13 protein-coding genes are annotated in these 15,236 nt (G+C 70.3%); 7 read left to right on the top strand and 6 right to left on the bottom strand.

Annotated elements, in window-relative coordinates; all coding sequences use genetic code 11:
* Positions 1-39: 39 nt before the first annotated feature.
* The gene (locus ACF1B9_RS01330; RefSeq protein WP_391741969.1) at positions 40-867 is read right to left on the bottom strand and encodes a putative protein N(5)-glutamine methyltransferase; all 828 of its coding nucleotides are present in this window, start codon (positions 865-867) and stop codon (positions 40-42) included.
* A 343-nt stretch (positions 868-1,210) separates the two neighbouring features.
* Positions 1,211-2,713: an MDR family MFS transporter gene (locus ACF1B9_RS01325; protein WP_391742280.1), complete on the bottom strand. Its 1,503-nt coding sequence runs from the start codon at positions 2,711-2,713 to the stop codon at positions 1,211-1,213.
* A 149-nt stretch (positions 2,714-2,862) separates the two neighbouring features.
* Between ACF1B9_RS01325 and ACF1B9_RS01320 the strand changes: the two genes are divergently transcribed.
* Positions 2,863-3,453, top strand: a complete 591-nt coding sequence (locus ACF1B9_RS01320; protein ID WP_391741970.1) for a TetR family transcriptional regulator — start codon at positions 2,863-2,865, stop codon at positions 3,451-3,453.
* Positions 3,454-3,781: 328 nt separating this feature from the next.
* Here ACF1B9_RS01320 and ACF1B9_RS01315 read toward each other — a convergent pair whose 3' ends face one another.
* On the bottom strand, positions 3,782-4,780 hold the full coding sequence (locus ACF1B9_RS01315) for a hypothetical protein (RefSeq protein ID WP_391741972.1): 999 nt from the start codon (positions 4,778-4,780) through the stop codon (positions 3,782-3,784).
* A gap of 250 nt (positions 4,781-5,030) precedes the next feature.
* On the opposite strand from ACF1B9_RS01315, the gene ACF1B9_RS01310 reads away from it, so the two are divergent.
* Entirely contained in the window at positions 5,031-5,198 is a 168-nt protein-coding gene (locus tag ACF1B9_RS01310; protein ID WP_391795887.1) for a hypothetical protein, read from the top strand.
* A gap of 211 nt (positions 5,199-5,409) precedes the next feature.
* On the opposite strand, the gene glnA is transcribed toward ACF1B9_RS01310, so the two are convergent.
* On the bottom strand, positions 5,410-6,771 hold the full coding sequence (glnA, locus tag ACF1B9_RS01305) for a type I glutamate--ammonia ligase (RefSeq protein ID WP_093897617.1): 1,362 nt from the start codon (positions 6,769-6,771) through the stop codon (positions 5,410-5,412).
* A gap of 245 nt (positions 6,772-7,016) precedes the next feature.
* Between glnA and ACF1B9_RS01300 the strand changes: the two genes are divergently transcribed.
* The 5 genes from ACF1B9_RS01300 (at position 7,017) to ACF1B9_RS01280 (ending at position 12,972) form a co-directional block, all read left to right on the top strand.
* Complete coding sequence (locus tag ACF1B9_RS01300; protein ID WP_391741973.1) at positions 7,017-7,694, top strand: DUF3105 domain-containing protein; 678 nt, start codon at positions 7,017-7,019, stop codon at positions 7,692-7,694.
* Positions 7,691-8,416, top strand: coding sequence for a DUF305 domain-containing protein (locus tag ACF1B9_RS01295; RefSeq protein ID WP_391741975.1), 726 nt, complete (start codon positions 7,691-7,693; stop codon positions 8,414-8,416). Before ACF1B9_RS01300 ends, ACF1B9_RS01295 begins: the two co-directional genes overlap by 4 nt.
* 127 nt (positions 8,417-8,543) lie before the next feature.
* Positions 8,544-8,969 carry a CBS domain-containing protein gene (locus ACF1B9_RS01290; RefSeq protein ID WP_391741976.1) on the top strand — a complete coding sequence of 142 codons (426 nt, stop codon included), beginning with the start codon at positions 8,544-8,546 and terminating at the stop codon, positions 8,967-8,969.
* Positions 8,970-9,373: 404 nt separating this feature from the next.
* Positions 9,374-11,140 carry a multicopper oxidase family protein gene (locus ACF1B9_RS01285; RefSeq protein ID WP_391741977.1) on the top strand — a complete coding sequence of 589 codons (1,767 nt, stop codon included), beginning with the start codon at positions 9,374-9,376 and terminating at the stop codon, positions 11,138-11,140.
* A 77-nt stretch (positions 11,141-11,217) separates the two neighbouring features.
* A complete protein-coding gene (locus tag ACF1B9_RS01280) occupies positions 11,218-12,972 on the top strand; it encodes an NAD+ synthase (protein ID WP_391741978.1) in 1,755 nt (584 codons plus the stop codon).
* Positions 12,973-13,312: 340 nt separating this feature from the next.
* Here the strand turns inward: ACF1B9_RS01280 and ACF1B9_RS01275 are convergent, their stop codons facing one another.
* Positions 13,313-14,341, bottom strand: coding sequence for an endonuclease/exonuclease/phosphatase family protein (locus ACF1B9_RS01275; protein WP_391741979.1), 1,029 nt, complete (start codon positions 14,339-14,341; stop codon positions 13,313-13,315).
* Between the two features lie 191 nt (positions 14,342-14,532).
* Complete coding sequence (locus ACF1B9_RS01270) at positions 14,533-15,195, bottom strand: TetR/AcrR family transcriptional regulator (RefSeq protein WP_391741980.1); 663 nt, start codon at positions 15,193-15,195, stop codon at positions 14,533-14,535.
* Positions 15,196-15,236: the final 41 nt, after the last annotated feature.

The following is a 15,236-nucleotide window of genomic DNA, read 5'->3' as shown; positions in this document are numbered from 1 at the left end:
CTCCCGGGCCTCCCGTCGCGGGCGTCGGGCGGTGCGCTCTCAGCCACCGGAAGGGGCCGAAGGGCCGGAAGGGTCGACGGAGCCCGGCCGGGTCGCGATGACGACGGTGGCGTACAGCTCGTCGGAGGTGACCACACGCGGGATCAGACCGCTGCGGGCGACGGTCTCCTCGGCCCGTGCCGCCTGCCGCTCGCTCGTCTCGACCAGCAGATGCCCGCCCGGCGCCAGCCACCGCGGCGCCTCGGCGGTGACCCGCCGCAGGACGTCGAGGCCGTCCGCGCCCCCGTCGAGTGCGACGCGCGGCTCATGGATACGGGCCTCCGGCGGAAGCAGTTCGACATCGTCCGTCGGTACGTACGGCACATTGGCGAGCAGGATCTCCACCCGGCCGCGCAACGAACCGGGAAGCGGATCGAAGAGGTCGCCCTCGTAGACCCGGCCCGCGCCACCGACGTTGCGTCGGGCGCACCGTACGGCCGCGGGTTCGACATCGGCGGCGTGCAGTTCGATCCGGTCCAGCGTCGCGGCGAGCGCGGCGCCGAGGGCTCCGGAGCCGCAGCAGAGGTCGACGACGACCGCCCCCGGCCCGGCGAGGGCGACGGCCTGCCCCACCAGGAACTCGGTGCGGCGGCGGGGTACGAAGACGCCGGGGTCCACGGCGATCCGCAGGCCACCGAACTCGGCCCAGCCGAGGACGTGTTCCAGGGGAAGACCGGCGACCCTCCGTTCGACCATGGCCGCGAGTCCGGCGGCGTCGGCGGCCGTGGAGACGATCAACTCCGCCTCGTCCTCGGCGAATACGCAGCCGGCGGCGCGGAGAGTGGTGACGATGGAGGAAACGGTGAGCGGTGAAGCGGAAACCGACATGAAGCGCAGCCTTTCGGGAAGCCGATGGGCGCTCCGCGGTCGATTATGTCGCGTCGACCGTGCGATCGTGCGGGATGAGCACCCAGCCTGATACAGCGGTAATGGGGCTCACCTCCTTGGTCGGTCCCGTGTTCGGGATGGGTCACACTACCTCAGCCGCGGCGCCGTTGGAGGTCACCTCGCACGAAGCGGCCGTCCCGGGCTCGTCCTTGGCGTGTGCGGCGCACATGGCTGTGCCCCGCGCCGTCAGGACGCGGGGCACGGTACGAGAACCGGCCGGGCAAAACCGGCCACGGGTCCACGCAGATCAGCTGCGGATCAACCACAAATCAGTGGGGACCTGCTACAGGTCGACGCTGTCGCGCAGCTTCGTCGGCGTCAGGAACAGCGCGGCGATCACACCGATCACCGCGATGCCCGCCGAGATCAGGAAGATGGTGCCGGTCGCGTCACCGTACGCGGCACGCACCACCTCCTGGATCTGCGGCGGCATCGCATCCATGTTCAGCGTGGAGCCGCCGCCCGAGGACGAGACCGCCGGGTCGACGCCGAGCTTCGCCAGGCCGTGGGTGATCTTCGTGGCGACCTGGTTGGCGAGCACCGCCCCCAGCACCGAGACTCCGATCGTGCCGCCGAGCGAGCGGAAGAAGGTGATCGCGCCACTGGCCGCGCCGAGTTCGCCGAGCGGGACGGTGTTCTGCAGCACCAGGACCAGGTTCTGCATCGACATGCCGACACCGATGCCGACCGCGAGCATGCCGATCGAGACAAGGACCAGTGAGGTCTCGTGGTCGATGGTGGACAGGCCCAGGAAGCCCAGGGTGAGGACGACGACGCCGGTGATGATGTACGGCTTCACCTTGCCGGTCCTGGAGACCAGGCGTCCGGCAACGGTGGAGGAGACCAGCACGCCGAGCATCAGCGGAATGGTGAGGAGTCCGGCCTCGGTCGGTGAGTAGCCGCGGCCGATCTGGAAGTACTGGCCGAGGAAGACCGCGCCGCCGAACATCGCCATGCCGACCGCGAGGCTCGCGACGATGGCGAGCGCGGGGTCGCGGCGGCGTACGACGTGGAGCGGGACGACCGGCTCCTTGACCCGGCTCTCGACCACGACGGCCGCGATCAGGATCAGGGCACTGGCGCCGACCATGACGACGGTCTGCCAGGACAGCCAGTCGAAGTCGTTGCCGACGAAGGTGACCCAGAGCAGCAGCAGGCTGACGCCGCCGGCGATGAGCGAGGCACCCAGGTAGTCGACCTTCGCCTCCGGGCGGCGCACCTCGGTGAGATGCAGGGTGCGGGTGAGCATCACGAAGGCGATCAGCGTGAACGGTACGGCGATGAAGAAGCACCAGCGCCAGCCGAGCCACGAGGTGTCGGTGATGAAGCCGCCCAGGAGCGGTCCGCCGACGGTGGCGACGGCCATGACGCCGCCCAGGTAGCCGTTGTAGCGGCCGCGTTCCTTGGGACTGATCATCGCGGCGATGATCACCTGGACGAGCACCTGGAGCGCGCCCATGCCGAGTCCCTGCACGGCGCGGAAGGCGATCAACTGCCCGGTGGACTGGGCGAATCCGCAGGCGATCGACGCGAGAACGAAGATGCCGATGGATATCTGGAGCAGCAGCTTCTTGCTGAACAGATCGGCGAGCTTGCCCCAGATCGGGGTGGAGGCCGTGGAGGCCAGCAGGGTCGCGGTGACGACCCAGGTGTACTGCGACTGGGTGCCGTTCAGCGAGCCGATGATCTTCGGCAGCGCCACCGAGACCACCGTGCTGCTGATCATGGCCACGAACAGCACGATCAGCAGCCCGCTCAGCGCCCTCAGTACATGACGGTGATCCATTGGCGCGACTTCGGTCGGCGCGGCCGTTTGTGCGCTCACGCGCAACCTCCGGAAGGTTCGAACAGGGGGCGGGAAAGACTTCACCATACATGCCCACTGGGCAATTTTGCTCACTGGGCAATTATGCCCGCCGGGGCGATACTGAACCCATGGAGAGCTCTGTGGGACTGCGGGAACGCAAGAAGGAAGCCACGAGGCAGGCCGTGCACGAGGCGACGCTGCGGCTGACCGTCGAGCACGGCTTCGACCACGTCACGGTGGAGGCCGTCGCGGACGCGGCCGGAATCTCCCGCAGAACGTTCTCCAACTACTTCATGGGCAAGGAGGACGCCCTCCTGTACGGCGAGGAGCAGCAGATCAGGGCCCTCGTCCGGACCGTGCGCGACCGCCCCGCCGAGGAGAGCGCCTGGACCGCACTGCGGGCGGCCATGACACAGTTCGCCGAACGGGTCGCACCGCCGGAGCGCGAGTGGGCCCTGCGGACCAGGCTGGCGATGCGGCACCCCTCGCTGCTCGCCCGGCAACTGGCCAACCACGCGGCGCTGGAAAGGGACTTGGCCGATGCCATGGCGGTGCGCCGGGGCCCGACGGAGAAGGCGGTCCGCCCCCCGGTCCTGGCTGCGGCGTTCCTGTCCTCGCTGCGGATCGCCATGCGCATGTGGATCGAGGAGGACCTGGCCCGGGAGCCCGCCGAGGTGATCGACGAGATCCTGGACGAGATGGGCTGCCGGTTCGACTGACGAGGGGTGCGGCGGAGGGCGGCGCCGACCGCTGGAAACCACCGCCGGCACCGGCCCTCCGCTCTGCGATTCCCGGCGCGGGGGAAGCCGGGCGGGGCGGGTCCGGAGAACGGGACGAATCCGGGAAACGGTGTCCGGAGAGCGGGGCGGGTCCGGAGAACGGGGCCGGGTCCGGAGAGCAGGGCCGGGACCGGAGAGCAGGGCGCCGCCGCCGTCGACCCGGGTCGGCCGGGAGGTGGGGGCAGGGCTCCGTGCCCGACGTACCGGCAGCGTCCTGATCCGGCCACACCGAAGCGGCTATGGTTCCCGGACCGTGTGCCTCGGCCCGTCAACCGCGTTTCTGGGCCTCACGCGCACGGTCACACATGATCCGCATGAGCTGCTCCGCCTGGCGCTCGGAGCCTGCCTCGTCGCGGATCGGCCCGTAGTGCATCTCGATGACGACGGTCCCGACGCGCGCCCTCGACATCAGGTGCTGACCCACCTGAGTGGGGTCTGCCAGGTACTCGTCCTCGACCTGGTACGTGGTCGTCGTGCTCTCGTCGCCGAACTTCCGTGCCGGGAACGGGTACTCCTTCCCGCTCCCCGGGTTCTGCCGCAACCTCACGCGGCCGGTGTACCCCTCGGCCGCGAGCGTGGTGTCCGGGCAGGCATAGGTCAGGAACCGCACCTTCAGATCATTCGGGCCGGAGCCGTTCGCCCCCTCGTACTCCGCCCCGCCCTCGTGGCACTTCCCTTCACCGCTCGCGCCCGGCGCTATGGAGGTCGCCCACGTTCCCGGCAGGTCCGTCAGACCGGGCATCATCTGCTCGGTCTCGGCCACGCTCAGCGCCCGCGCCTTGACGGTTTCGCCCTCGCCGCTCTCCGGTGAGCCGTCGACGACGAACCGCACCCCGCCGTAGACGAGGAGAGCGACGGCGACCAGAAGAGCGGCCGCCAGGGCGAGCATCCCACCTGTCGTATTCGGCTTGTTGACGGTGATCGGCCCGAGCGAGATCTGATTGCCGCGCAGCTTTCCGCCGTTGATGACGACGCTGCCGGTCGTATGACTCACCGACGTGTTCAGATGCGTCTCCAGAGTGCTCCGGAGACCCGGGTCCTCCCGGACCTCTTCCCGGAGCACCGCCTCCGCTTCCCGCCGCGCGCCGGCGTCGCCCGGCACGGCGTCCAACCCGGCCAGAGCCGCCCGGCCCCGCGATGTCGCCCCCAGACGCTCCCTCACGGCCCGTACCAACGCGGACGCGGCCTCCTGCCCGAGGTTGGTCGCCGTCCCCGTCAACGTCGCGGCCAGCACCCCCACAGCCACAGCAGCGAGATCGGTCTCCACGAGCACCCCCCTGTATCACGCGGTAATCCGGAACCATGGTGTTCCCCCGTCCGACGAGGAGCACACCGTTCCGCGATACGGTCCGACATCCGATCGCCATCGGCTGCGTACCGTCCCCGGCCTCCCCGGCTCCACCGCCACGACGATGTGCTTCGCGCGTCGTGCTGCCGGTTGCCGGTTGCCCCGGAAAACGGTTCAACGGTTTTGCGGGATCCTGGCACGGTGGCGCGCCAAGGCGGACTCCGAGCCTGTGACCGCCGCGGACGTACGGCTCATGCAGGGACTGGCGCCGCGTGTCACCGCCACCCGCCCGGACCTGGTGAACAGCGACGCGACGTTCGGCGAGCTGGCCTGGACCCGGGGGCGACGGTGCGGCGGCGGACATCGGGCGCAGGGTGATACCGAGCGCCGCCGATGAGTTCGCCCTGAAGCGATGGGCGGCGCACTGCTATGAGACCGACCCGGCCTCGCTCGGCGACGCCGGGTCATGGACCCAGCTCAACGAGCGGGACCTCACCGACGTGGAACAGCCGGTGCTGCCGGACGGGTTCCGGTTCCGCACCGCGGACGAGGCCGGGCCGGAGGCCGAGGTCCAGGCCCATCACGACGCGCACGGCGCCGGCCTGCGCCTACAGCACCGGCAGCAGCGCCTTCAGCTCGAAGGCCGTGACCTCGGAGCGGTACTCCTCCCACTCCTGCTTCTTGTTGCGCAGGAAGAAGTCGAAGACATGCTCGCCGAGCGTCTCGGCGACCAGTTCGCTCTTCTCCATCAGCGAGATCGCCTCGCCCAGGTTCTGCGGCAGGGGCTCGATGCCCATCGCGCGGCGCTCCGCGTCGGACAGCGCCCAGACGTCGTCGTCGGCACCGGCCGGGAGTTCGTAGCCCTCCTCTATGCCCTTGAGGCCCGCGGCGAGCAGCACCGCGTACGTCAGGTAGGGGTTGGCGCCGGAGTCGATGGAGCGGACCTCGACGCGCGCCGAACCGGTCTTGCCGGGCTTGTACATGGGGACGCGGATCAGGGCGGAGCGGTTGTTGTGGCCCCAGCAGATGTACGAGGGGGCCTCGCCGCCGGCGCCCGCGGCGCGGGAGGAGCCGCCCCAGATGCGCTTGTAGGAGTTGACCCACTGGTTGGTCACGGCGGAGATCTCCGCGGCGTGGGTGAGCAGGCCGGCGATGAAGGAGCGGCCGACCTTGGACAGCTGGTACTCGGCGCCCGACTCGTAGAAGGCGTTGCGGTCGCCCTCGAAGAGGGAGAGGTGGGTGTGCATGCCCGAGCCGGGGTACTCGGAGAACGGCTTCGGCATGAACGTCGCCTGCACGCCCTGCTCCAGCGCGACCTGCTTCATCACCAGGCGGAAGGTCATGATGTTGTCGGCGGTGGAGAGCGCGTCCGCGTACCGCAGGTCGATCTCCTGCTGGCCGGGGGCGCCCTCGTGGTGGCTGAACTCGACCGAGATGCCCATGGATTCGAGCATGGTGATCGCCTGGCGGCGGAAGTCCATGCCGACGTTCTGCGGGGTGTGGTCGAAGTAGCCGGAGCTGTCGGCGGGAGTGGGGCGGCTGCCGTCCACCGGCTTGTCCTTCAGCAGGAAGAACTCGATCTCCGGGTGGGTGTAGAAGGTGAAGCCCAGGTCGGAGGTCTTGGCGAGGATGCGCTTGAGGACGTAGCGGGGGTCGGCGAAGGACGGCGAGCCGTCGGGCATCAGGATGTCGCAGAACATCCGGGCCGTGCCGGGGGCTTCCGCGCGCCACGGCAGGATCTGGAACGTCCCCGGATCCGGCTTGGCGATCATGTCGGACTCGTACACCCGGGCGAAGCCCTCGATGGCCGAGCCGTCGAAGCCGATGCCCTCGTCAAACGCCTGTTCCAGTTCGGCGGGGGCCACGGCAACGGATTTGAGGTAGCCGAGGACATCGGTGAACCACAGCCGTACGAAGCGGATGTCGCGCTCCTCAAGCGTTCTGAGGACGAATTCCTGCTGCTTGTCCATAGCCACATCCTTGCAGTTCAGACGGTCCGTGCACCACCACCCGGGGTAGGGGAGGGGCTCCAGTGTCACGACCCGGGATTTCACCCAGATTACGCACACGACGTGAGAGGGAGCACCCGGCCACCCACTACGATCGGCGCCCATGGTGCGCACGGGGTGGAGCGGCTCCGCGACCGCCCGGTGCACGCCGGTTCTCCCGACCGATTCCTGTCACTTCCCGCCCCTTCGCAGAAGGACCCGACGCCATGAGCTTCGACCGCAGGCCCCGTATGGAGCAGATGCGCAACGCCGACCGCGCCCGCGAGCGCCGCAACCGTGTCCTGGCCATAAGCCTGAGCGTCCTCGTCGTCGTGGGGCTGGTCGGCTTCGGCTCGTACATGGTGCTGGACAAGTCCGAGGCGTCGGAGAAGAAGCGGGACGTCGGGGCCGAGGACGCCAAGGCGCCCTCGACGGATCGGGAGAAGCCGGCCGACGGGCCGATCGAGGGCCTGAAGACGTGGGACGCCAAGAAGCTGACCCGCAACCACGTCACGACGCCCGTCACGTACCCGATGAAGCCCCCGGTCGGCGGTGACCACAACCCCGTATGGATGAACTGCGACGGCGAGGTCTACCGGAAGGCGATCCCCGACGTGAACGCCGTGCACTCGCTGGAGCACGGCTCGGTGTGGGTGACGTACACCGACAAGGCCTCCGACGCCGATGTGGCGAAGCTCGCCGAGCGGGTCGGCCGGACGCCGTACTCGCTGATGAGCCCGTACAAGGACCAGGCCGGGACGATCATGCTGAGTGCCTGGGGCAATCAGGTCACGGTGGACGGCGCCGACGACCCGCGGGTCGGCCAGTTCTTCGCCGCGTTCGTGCAGGGGCCGCAGACCCCCGAGCCCGGCGCGGCGTGCACGGGCGGGCTGGGGGCCCGGTGACCGCTGTACGGCGTGGCCGGCGCGTCGAGTGGGTGGCGGGCTCCACCGTCGGGCTCGCGCTGTTGTTCGCGGGGGTGGCGACGGTCGCCTCCGCGCGGGACGACGGTGCGGGCCATGCCGCCGCCCCCGCCCCGCGCACGCCCGCGGTGGACTCGGCGGACGCCGGTTTCGCCCGCGACATGGCGGTCCACCATCAGCAGGCCGTGGAGATGTCCTTCATCGTGCGTGACCGCACGCGTGACGAGGAGGTGCGCCGCCTCGCGTACGACATCGCCAATACGCAGGCCAACCAGCGGGGCATGCTGCTCGGCTGGCTGGACCTGTGGGAGCTGCCGAAGGCGGCCGCCGGGCAGGAGCCGATGGCCTGGATGGCGGCCGGCGGGCACGAGGGACACGGCATGGACGGCATGGACGGCATGGCGGGGATGGAGAGCACGGGGACCGGGTACCGCGCGCACGACGGCTCCCTCATGCCCGGCATGGCCACCAGGACCGAGCTGGACCGTCTCCGCAGGGCGAGCGGCAGGAGTGCCGAGGTCCTGTATCTCCAGCTGATGACCGACCACCACAAGGGCGGCATCGACATGGCTCGCGGCTGCGCCCGGCTGTGCACGGTGAAGGTGGAGAAGCGCCTGGCCCAGGGGATGGCCGACGCCCAGCAGTCCGAGCTGGACACGATGACGCGGATGCTGGCGGCACGAGGGGCGAAGCCCCGGTCCTGAAGCATTCCCTCCGGGCCGCAGATGCACCCGAACGGGTGATAGCGGTCGCGTCCGCCGAACGGGCCGATGACGATGAGTTGACTCGGGGTCGTACAGCATGCCCGACGGCACGCAGGAGGAATCCCTCATGACCACCGCCAAGGACATCATGCACACCGGGGCCACATGGATCCCCGCGCACGAGACGCTCGACCGCGCCGCACAGCTGATGCGCGACCACAAGGTGGGCGCGCTGCCCATCTCGGCCCACGGCGAGAAGGACCGGATGATCGGCATCCTCACGGACCGCGACATCGTGGTCGGCTGTGTGGCGATGGGACACGATCCGTCGAGGATGACCGCGGGCGACCTCGCCCACGGCACCCCGCGCTGGATCGATGCGGGGGCGAACGTGGAGAAGGTTCTCGAGGAGATGCAGACCCATCGGATCCGCCGGCTTCCGGTGGTCGAGAACAAGAAGCTGATCGGCATGATCAGCGAGGCGGATCTGGCGCAGCACCTCTCCGAGGAACAGATCGCCGCCTGGGCGGAGAAGGTCTACGCCCGCGGCTGACGGTTCCGCGAACGCACCGCTCAATGGCCCGGTACCCCTCGTGCGCGAGAGGTACCGGGTCGCCGTGCTGTGCGCCCCGCCGGGCCCCTCAACACTGAGGAGATACGTTTCAGCACTCCGTCGGCACATCTCCCCGCGCGGTGCATACCCAGCAGGGGTAGGGTGCCTGACATGACACTGAGTAGATGTGCGACATACGGACAGTTGTCTCCGTCCGTCGCGCTGCCCATCGAGGTCGCCCACCTCGTCGGGGGCGGCACGGCGCGAGTGTCGCCGGTTCCCGGGCCGGACGCCCGGCCGGGCCGGACGCGTCGTGTCCCGTTGTCGGTGCTGCGGATACGGAAGGGGCGCCGCCCCTCCCCCAGCAGGCCGTCCACCGACAACACCCCGAGGTGCTCTCCGTCATGCGCACTCCACCCACCCGGCGCGCCGTGCTCGGCGCCGCTGTCGCCACTGCCGGTACGACGGTCCTGGCCGCTTGTTCCGGCGAATCCGAGACGGGCCGCAGCGGCACGAAGGCCGGCGGCGCCGACGCCGACGGCACGGCCCGCGGCAGCGTGAACCACGGAACCTCCCCCCGGAGGAGGTCCACGGGCGAGTACGTCTCCCCCGACGGGGAGGAGGTCGCCGCGGCCGAGGCGAAGCGGCCCTCCGGTCCCTCACGGAAGATCGACCTCACCGCCACCCCGTCCCGTCTCGATCTGGGCGGCGGGCTCGTCGTCGGCTCCTGGGCCTACGAGGCCCGGCTGCCCGGCCGGGAACTCCGGTTCGCGGTGGGCGACAACGTGACGCTCACCCTCGCCAACCACCTTCCGGCCGAGACCACCCTGCACTGGCACGGCCTCAACGTGCGCAACGACATGGACGGCGTCCCCGACCTGACCCAGAAGGCGATCAAGCCGGGCGCGGAATTCGCGTACCGCTTCAAGGTGCCGCACCCGGGGACGTACTGGTTCCACCCGCACACGGGTGTGCAGCAGGACCGCGGGCTCTACGCGCCACTGATCGTCGACGATCCGAAGGAGCCCCTCAAGTACGACAAGGAGTGGGTCGTCGTCCTCGACGACTGGGTCGACGGGGTGGACGGCTCCACGCCCGACTCGGTGCTCGACGAGCTGAGCCGGGGCAGGGGCGGCATGGACCACGGCGGCTCGGACCAGGACGGCATGGACCACGGCGACATGGACCAGGACGGCTCGGACCACGGCGACATGGACCAGCAGGGCGACATGGACGACAAGGGCGGCGCGGGGGACAGCGGACACGGTGGGTCCCCCAAGTCCGCCAAGCGCCGCTTTGGCCCCTCGCGAATCATGACGGACTCCTTCAGCAGACTGCTCGACAGCCACGGGGGCAATGTCGCGTACCCGTACTACCTGATCAACGGCCGCATCGCGAAGTCGCCCTCCTCCTTCTCCGCCAAGCCCGGTGACCGCATCCGGCTGCGCATCATCAACGCGGGCGGCGACACCGCGTTCCGCGTGGCGCTCGGCGGTCACCGCATGACGATCACCCACACCGACGGCTACCCGGTCCGGCACACCACGACGGACGCCCTGCTGCTGGGCATGGGCGAGCGGTACGACGTGATGGTCACCGCCGGGGACGGGGTGTTCCCGCTGACCGCGCTGGCCGAGGGCAAGCGGGCGTCGGCGCTGGCCCTGCTCCGTACCGGAAAGGGCACGGCACCCTCCGCCTCCGTGCGGCCGAGGGAACTGGACGGAAAGCTGGTCGAGGCGGGCGAACTGTCGCCGGACGGGTCCGTGGCGCTGTCCGTCCGCGAGCCCGACCGCACCATCCGGTTCAAACTGACCGGCAGCATGAAGGCGTACGACTGGGCCTTCGACCGCGAGCCGTACAACCCCCGGCGACGCCATCCGGTCAAGGCGGGCGAGCGGGTCAGGCTGGAGTTCTACAACGTCACGACGATGTGGCACCCCGTCCATCTGCACGGGCACTCGTTCGGCGTGGTGGGAGCGGCCGGACCGCAGCACCGGGCCTCTCACCGGCGCGCGGCCACCTGGGCGCGCAAGGACACCGCGATCGTCCGCCCGCACAGCTCGCTGGCCATCGAGTTCGACGCGGACAACCCGGGCCTGTGGATGCTCCACTGCCACAACATCTACCACTCGGACGTGGGCATGATGACGGTCGTCGGCTACCGCCGCTGACCCGCTCCCGGCGGGCCACCCAGCGGGCGCGCGGCCCGCGAGGACATCGCGTCAGTCAGACGATTACACTGGTGCGCGTGCCTCAACTACGCCTCGCACTGAATCAGATCGACTCGACCGTCGGTGATCTCTCCGGCAACGCCGAGGCGATCGTCCACTGGACCCGGCACTCCGCCGAGCAGGGCGCCCACCTGGTGGCGTTCCCCGAGATGATGCTGACCGGCTACCCCGTCGAGGACCTGGCCCTGCGGTCGTCCTTCGTCGATGCCTCGCGTCAGGCCCTGCGCGCGCTCGCCGCCCGTCTCGAAGCGGAGGGCTTCGGGGAGCTGCCGGTCGTCGTCGGTTACCTCGACCGTTCCGAAACGGCCCAGCCGCGCTACGGCCAGCCGGCCGGCGCCCCGCAGAACGCCGCCGCGGTGCTGCACCGCGGACAGGTCGCGCTGACCTTCGCCAAGCACCACCTCCCCAACTACGGCGTCTTCGACGAGTTCCGGTACTTCGTGCCGGGGGACTCGATGCCGGTGGTGCGGGTCCATGGCGTCGATGTGGCGCTCGCGATCTGCGAGGACCTCTGGCAGGACGGCGGCCGGGTGCCGGCCGCGCGGGCCGCGGGCGCCGGGCTGCTGCTGTCGATCAACGCCTCGCCGTACGAGCGGGACAAGGACGACACCCGGCTGGAGCTGGTCCGCAAGCGGGCCCAGGAGGCCGGCTGCACCACCGCGTATCTGGCGATGATCGGCGGCCAGGACGAACTGGTCTTCGACGGTGACTCGATCGTCGTCGACCGCGACGGCGAAGTGATCGCCCGTGCCCCGCAGTTCGCCGAGGGCTGCGTCGTGCTTGATCTGGACCTGCCGGCCGCCGAGGCCGAGACGCCGTCGGGCGTGGTGAACGACGGGCTGCGGATCGATCGCGTGGTGCTCTCCGAGGAGCCCCTCGCGGCGTACGAGCCCGAGCTCGCCGGCGGATACGCGGAGCGGCTCGACGACGACGAGGAGCTGTACTCCGCGCTGGTCGTGGGCCTGCGCGCGTACGCCGCCAAGAACGGCTTCAGCAGTGTGCTGATCGGGCTCTCCGGCGGGATCGACTCGGCGCTGGTCGCGGCCATCGCCTGCGACGCGCTGGGCGCGCAGAACGTGTACGGCATCTCGATGCCGTCGAAGTACTCCTCGGACCACTCCAAGGGCGACGCGGCCGAGCTGGCCCGCCGTACCGGGCTGAACTTCCGCACCGTACCGATCGAGCCGATGTTCGACGCGTACATGGGCTCGCTGGGGCTCACCGGTCTCGCCGAGGAGAACCTCCAGGCACGGCTGCGCGGTACGACGCTGATGGCCGTCTCCAACCAGGAGGGCCAGATCGTCCTCGCGCCGGGCAACAAGTCCGAGCTGGCTGTCGGCTACTCGACGCTGTACGGGGACGCGGTCGGGGCGTACGGCCCGATCAAGGACGTCTACAAGACGTCGATCTTCCGCCTGGCGAAGTGGCGCAACCGGGCCGCCGAGGAGCGCGGGCAGACCCCGCCGATCCCGGAGGCGTCCATCACCAAGCCGCCCAGCGCCGAACTGCGGCCGGGCCAGGTCGACACGGACTCGCTGCCCGACTACGAGGTACTGGACCGGATCCTGGAGCTGTACGTCGACCGGGACCAGGGTCTGGACGAGATCGTCGCGGCCGGGTTCGACGAGGCCCTGGTGACGAGGACGCTGCGGATGGTGGACACGGCGGAGTACAAGCGGCGGCAGTACCCGCCGGGCACGAAGATCTCCCCGAAGGGCTTCGGCAAGGACCGGCGGCTGCCGATCACGAACCGGTGGCGCGAGTCGGGCTGAGCCGTGCGGTACCGGGCCGTCCGGTGGCCGGCCTGTCCTCGGTCACCGGACGCCCCGTGCCGGGCTCGCCCTCCGGGGACCAGCCGGGCCCGACCCGGCCCGCACCTCAGCGCGCGTCCGCCCGGACCTCGCTCCGTACGGTTCGTGCCTCCGCGTCGGCGCTCGCGACGATCCGCGACGGGGACGGTCCCGGTCCAGCAGGCCGGCCACGGCCGCGACCGCCAGGCCCGCGCCGACCAGGGCCAGGGACGTCCAGCCCCGGCCCGCCGCGATCGCGGCGCCGCCCAGCGCCGCACGGGCCGGGGTCGGGCCGGGTGGCGGCGGGCCTACCTCGTACCTGTCACAGCTTCAGGCGTGCGGCGATCGGGAGATGGTCGCTGCCCGTCGACGGGAGCGTCCACGACGACACCGGTTCGATGTCCTTCACCAGGATCTGGTCGATCCGCGCCATCGGGAACGACGCCGGCCAGCTGAAGCCGAAGCCGTTGCCGGCCGCGCCCTGGGTGGACCTCAGCTGCGAGGTGACCGCGTTGAGCGAGCGGTCGTTCATCGTGCCGTTGAGGTCACCGAGCAGGATCACCTTGCCGAGCCGTTCGTCGGCGATGGCCTCGCCCAGGGCGTCCGCGCTGTCGTCGCGCTGGTTGGCCGTGAATCCGGCGTGCAGCTTGACCCGTACGGACGGCAGATGGGCCACATAGACGGCCACCTCGCCCCGGGGCGTCTTCACCGTGGAGCGCATCGCCCGGGTCCAGCCCATCTTGATGTCGACCGGCCGGGTGTCGCTCATCGGGTACTTGCTCCACAGGCCGACGGTCCCCTGCACGGAGTGGTACGGGAAGCGTTCGGCGAGCGCCGCCTCGTACTTCGACACCTGGCGCGTCGGCAGCTCCTCCAGGGCGATGATGTCGGCGCCGGAACCCGCGACCTGCCGGGCGGTACCCGCCGGGTCGGGGTTGTCGGCGTTGACATTGTGCGTGGCCACGGTGAGGTCGCCGCCGCTGCCCGACTTGTCGGTGAGCAGCCCGCCGAAGACGTTGAACCAGACCACGATCGGCAGCAGCAGGGCGATCAGCGCGGTCGCCGAGCGGCGTACCAGACCCAGGATCAGCAGCAGCGGGACGAACGCGCCGATCCACGGCAGGAACGTCTCGGAGAGGCTGCCCAGGTTGCCGATGGTGTTCGGGATCTTCGCGTGGAAGGCCATCACCAGGGTGAGGAGAACCGCGCAGAGGGCGAGCACGATTCCGCGCCGCCAGATGCCCGGGTCGCGGGTCCACTTGTCGCGCAGGTCCCGGAAACGGGATCCGGACCCGGTGCGCTGCGGCCCCGTACGGTCGTTCCCGGTGTCCGCTCCGTACGCCTGCACCATCGCGCTGTCCTCACTGCCTTGCCGTGCGTATCGCCGCGCCCTCGACCCTAGGTGATGGGCGGCGTGTTTCCTGCCGTCCACGACGGCTGTACTGCCACGAGGACGAAGGGCGGGGCCCAAAGGGTTCCTGACAGGAGCGGTGTGCGGGGGCTTGTGACAGAACGATCACACTCGCGCGGGCCCCGGGCGCGTCAGCCGTCGGCGGCCGGGGCGGAACCCGTCCGGGCGGCGAGGCCCTCGGTCAGGGTCCGGATGATGCGGTCGGCGAGGTCCTCGGGCAGCGGAGCGTCGGGCCGGTGGATGGTACGGACGAGCATGGGCCCCAGGAACAGGTCGTTCATCAGCTCCACGTCCAGGTCCCCGCGCAGCTCGCCCGCGTCGACCGCCCGCCGCACGGCGGCCAGCATGGCGGCGCGGCGGGGCGCCATGACGGTGCACTGGTATTCGGACCACAGCTTGGGGTGGCTCTTCATCTGCGCGAAGACGTTGTGGAGCAGGACGGAGGAGCGCTGGGCGAGACCGCGTCTGCGCAGGGAGTCCAGCAGCAGCCGCAGGTCGTCGAGGCCGGCGGTGCCGGAGACGGTGGGTTCGGGGGGTTCGATGTCGCGCAGGACGTCGACGAAGAGCTCCTCCTTGCCGCTCCAGCGCCGGTAGATGGTTGCCTTGCCGACCCCGGCGGTCCGGGCGATCCGCTCGATCGACACGCCGGCGAGGGGCTCACCCGCCTCCAGCAGTCGGACGACGGCGTCCAGGATCGCCCGCTCGGCCGCCGCGCTGCGCGGCCGACCCCTTCGCGGTTCCGGATCCTGCCGGACCGGGTGGTTCCGGCCCTGTGCCTGCGCCTCTACCTGCATCTGAATCCGCCTCTCGCCGCACCGTCCGCTCTTCCGATTCT

The sequence above is a fragment of the Streptomyces sp. NPDC014727 genome (genome assembly GCF_043083485.1).
Taxonomy (GTDB): Bacteria; Actinomycetota; Actinomycetes; order Streptomycetales; family Streptomycetaceae; genus Streptomyces.
This window is presented reverse-complemented; position numbering and strand designations above follow the sequence as displayed.

Bases quoted from the DNA above. Each gene is read 5' to 3' on its own strand.
- ACF1B9_RS01330 (WP_391741969.1), bottom strand. From the start codon at position 867: ATGTCGGTTTCCGCTTCACCGCTCACCGTTTCCTCCATCGTCACCACT.
- ACF1B9_RS01325 (WP_391742280.1), bottom strand. From the start codon at position 2,713: ATGGATCACCGTCATGTACTGAGGGCGCTGAGCGGGCTGCTGATCGTG.
- ACF1B9_RS01320 (WP_391741970.1), top strand. From the start codon at position 2,863: ATGGAGAGCTCTGTGGGACTGCGGGAACGCAAGAAGGAAGCCACGAGG.
- glnA (WP_093897617.1), bottom strand. From the start codon at position 6,771: ATGGACAAGCAGCAGGAATTCGTCCTCAGAACGCTTGAGGAGCGCGAC.
- ACF1B9_RS01300 (WP_391741973.1), top strand. From the start codon at position 7,017: ATGAGCTTCGACCGCAGGCCCCGTATGGAGCAGATGCGCAACGCCGAC.
- ACF1B9_RS01290 (WP_391741976.1), top strand. From the start codon at position 8,544: ATGACCACCGCCAAGGACATCATGCACACCGGGGCCACATGGATCCCC.
- ACF1B9_RS01285 (WP_391741977.1), top strand. From the start codon at position 9,374: ATGCGCACTCCACCCACCCGGCGCGCCGTGCTCGGCGCCGCTGTCGCC.
- ACF1B9_RS01275 (WP_391741979.1), bottom strand. From the start codon at position 14,341: ATGGTGCAGGCGTACGGAGCGGACACCGGGAACGACCGTACGGGGCCG.
- ACF1B9_RS01270 (WP_391741980.1), bottom strand. From the start codon at position 15,195: ATGCAGGTAGAGGCGCAGGCACAGGGCCGGAACCACCCGGTCCGGCAG.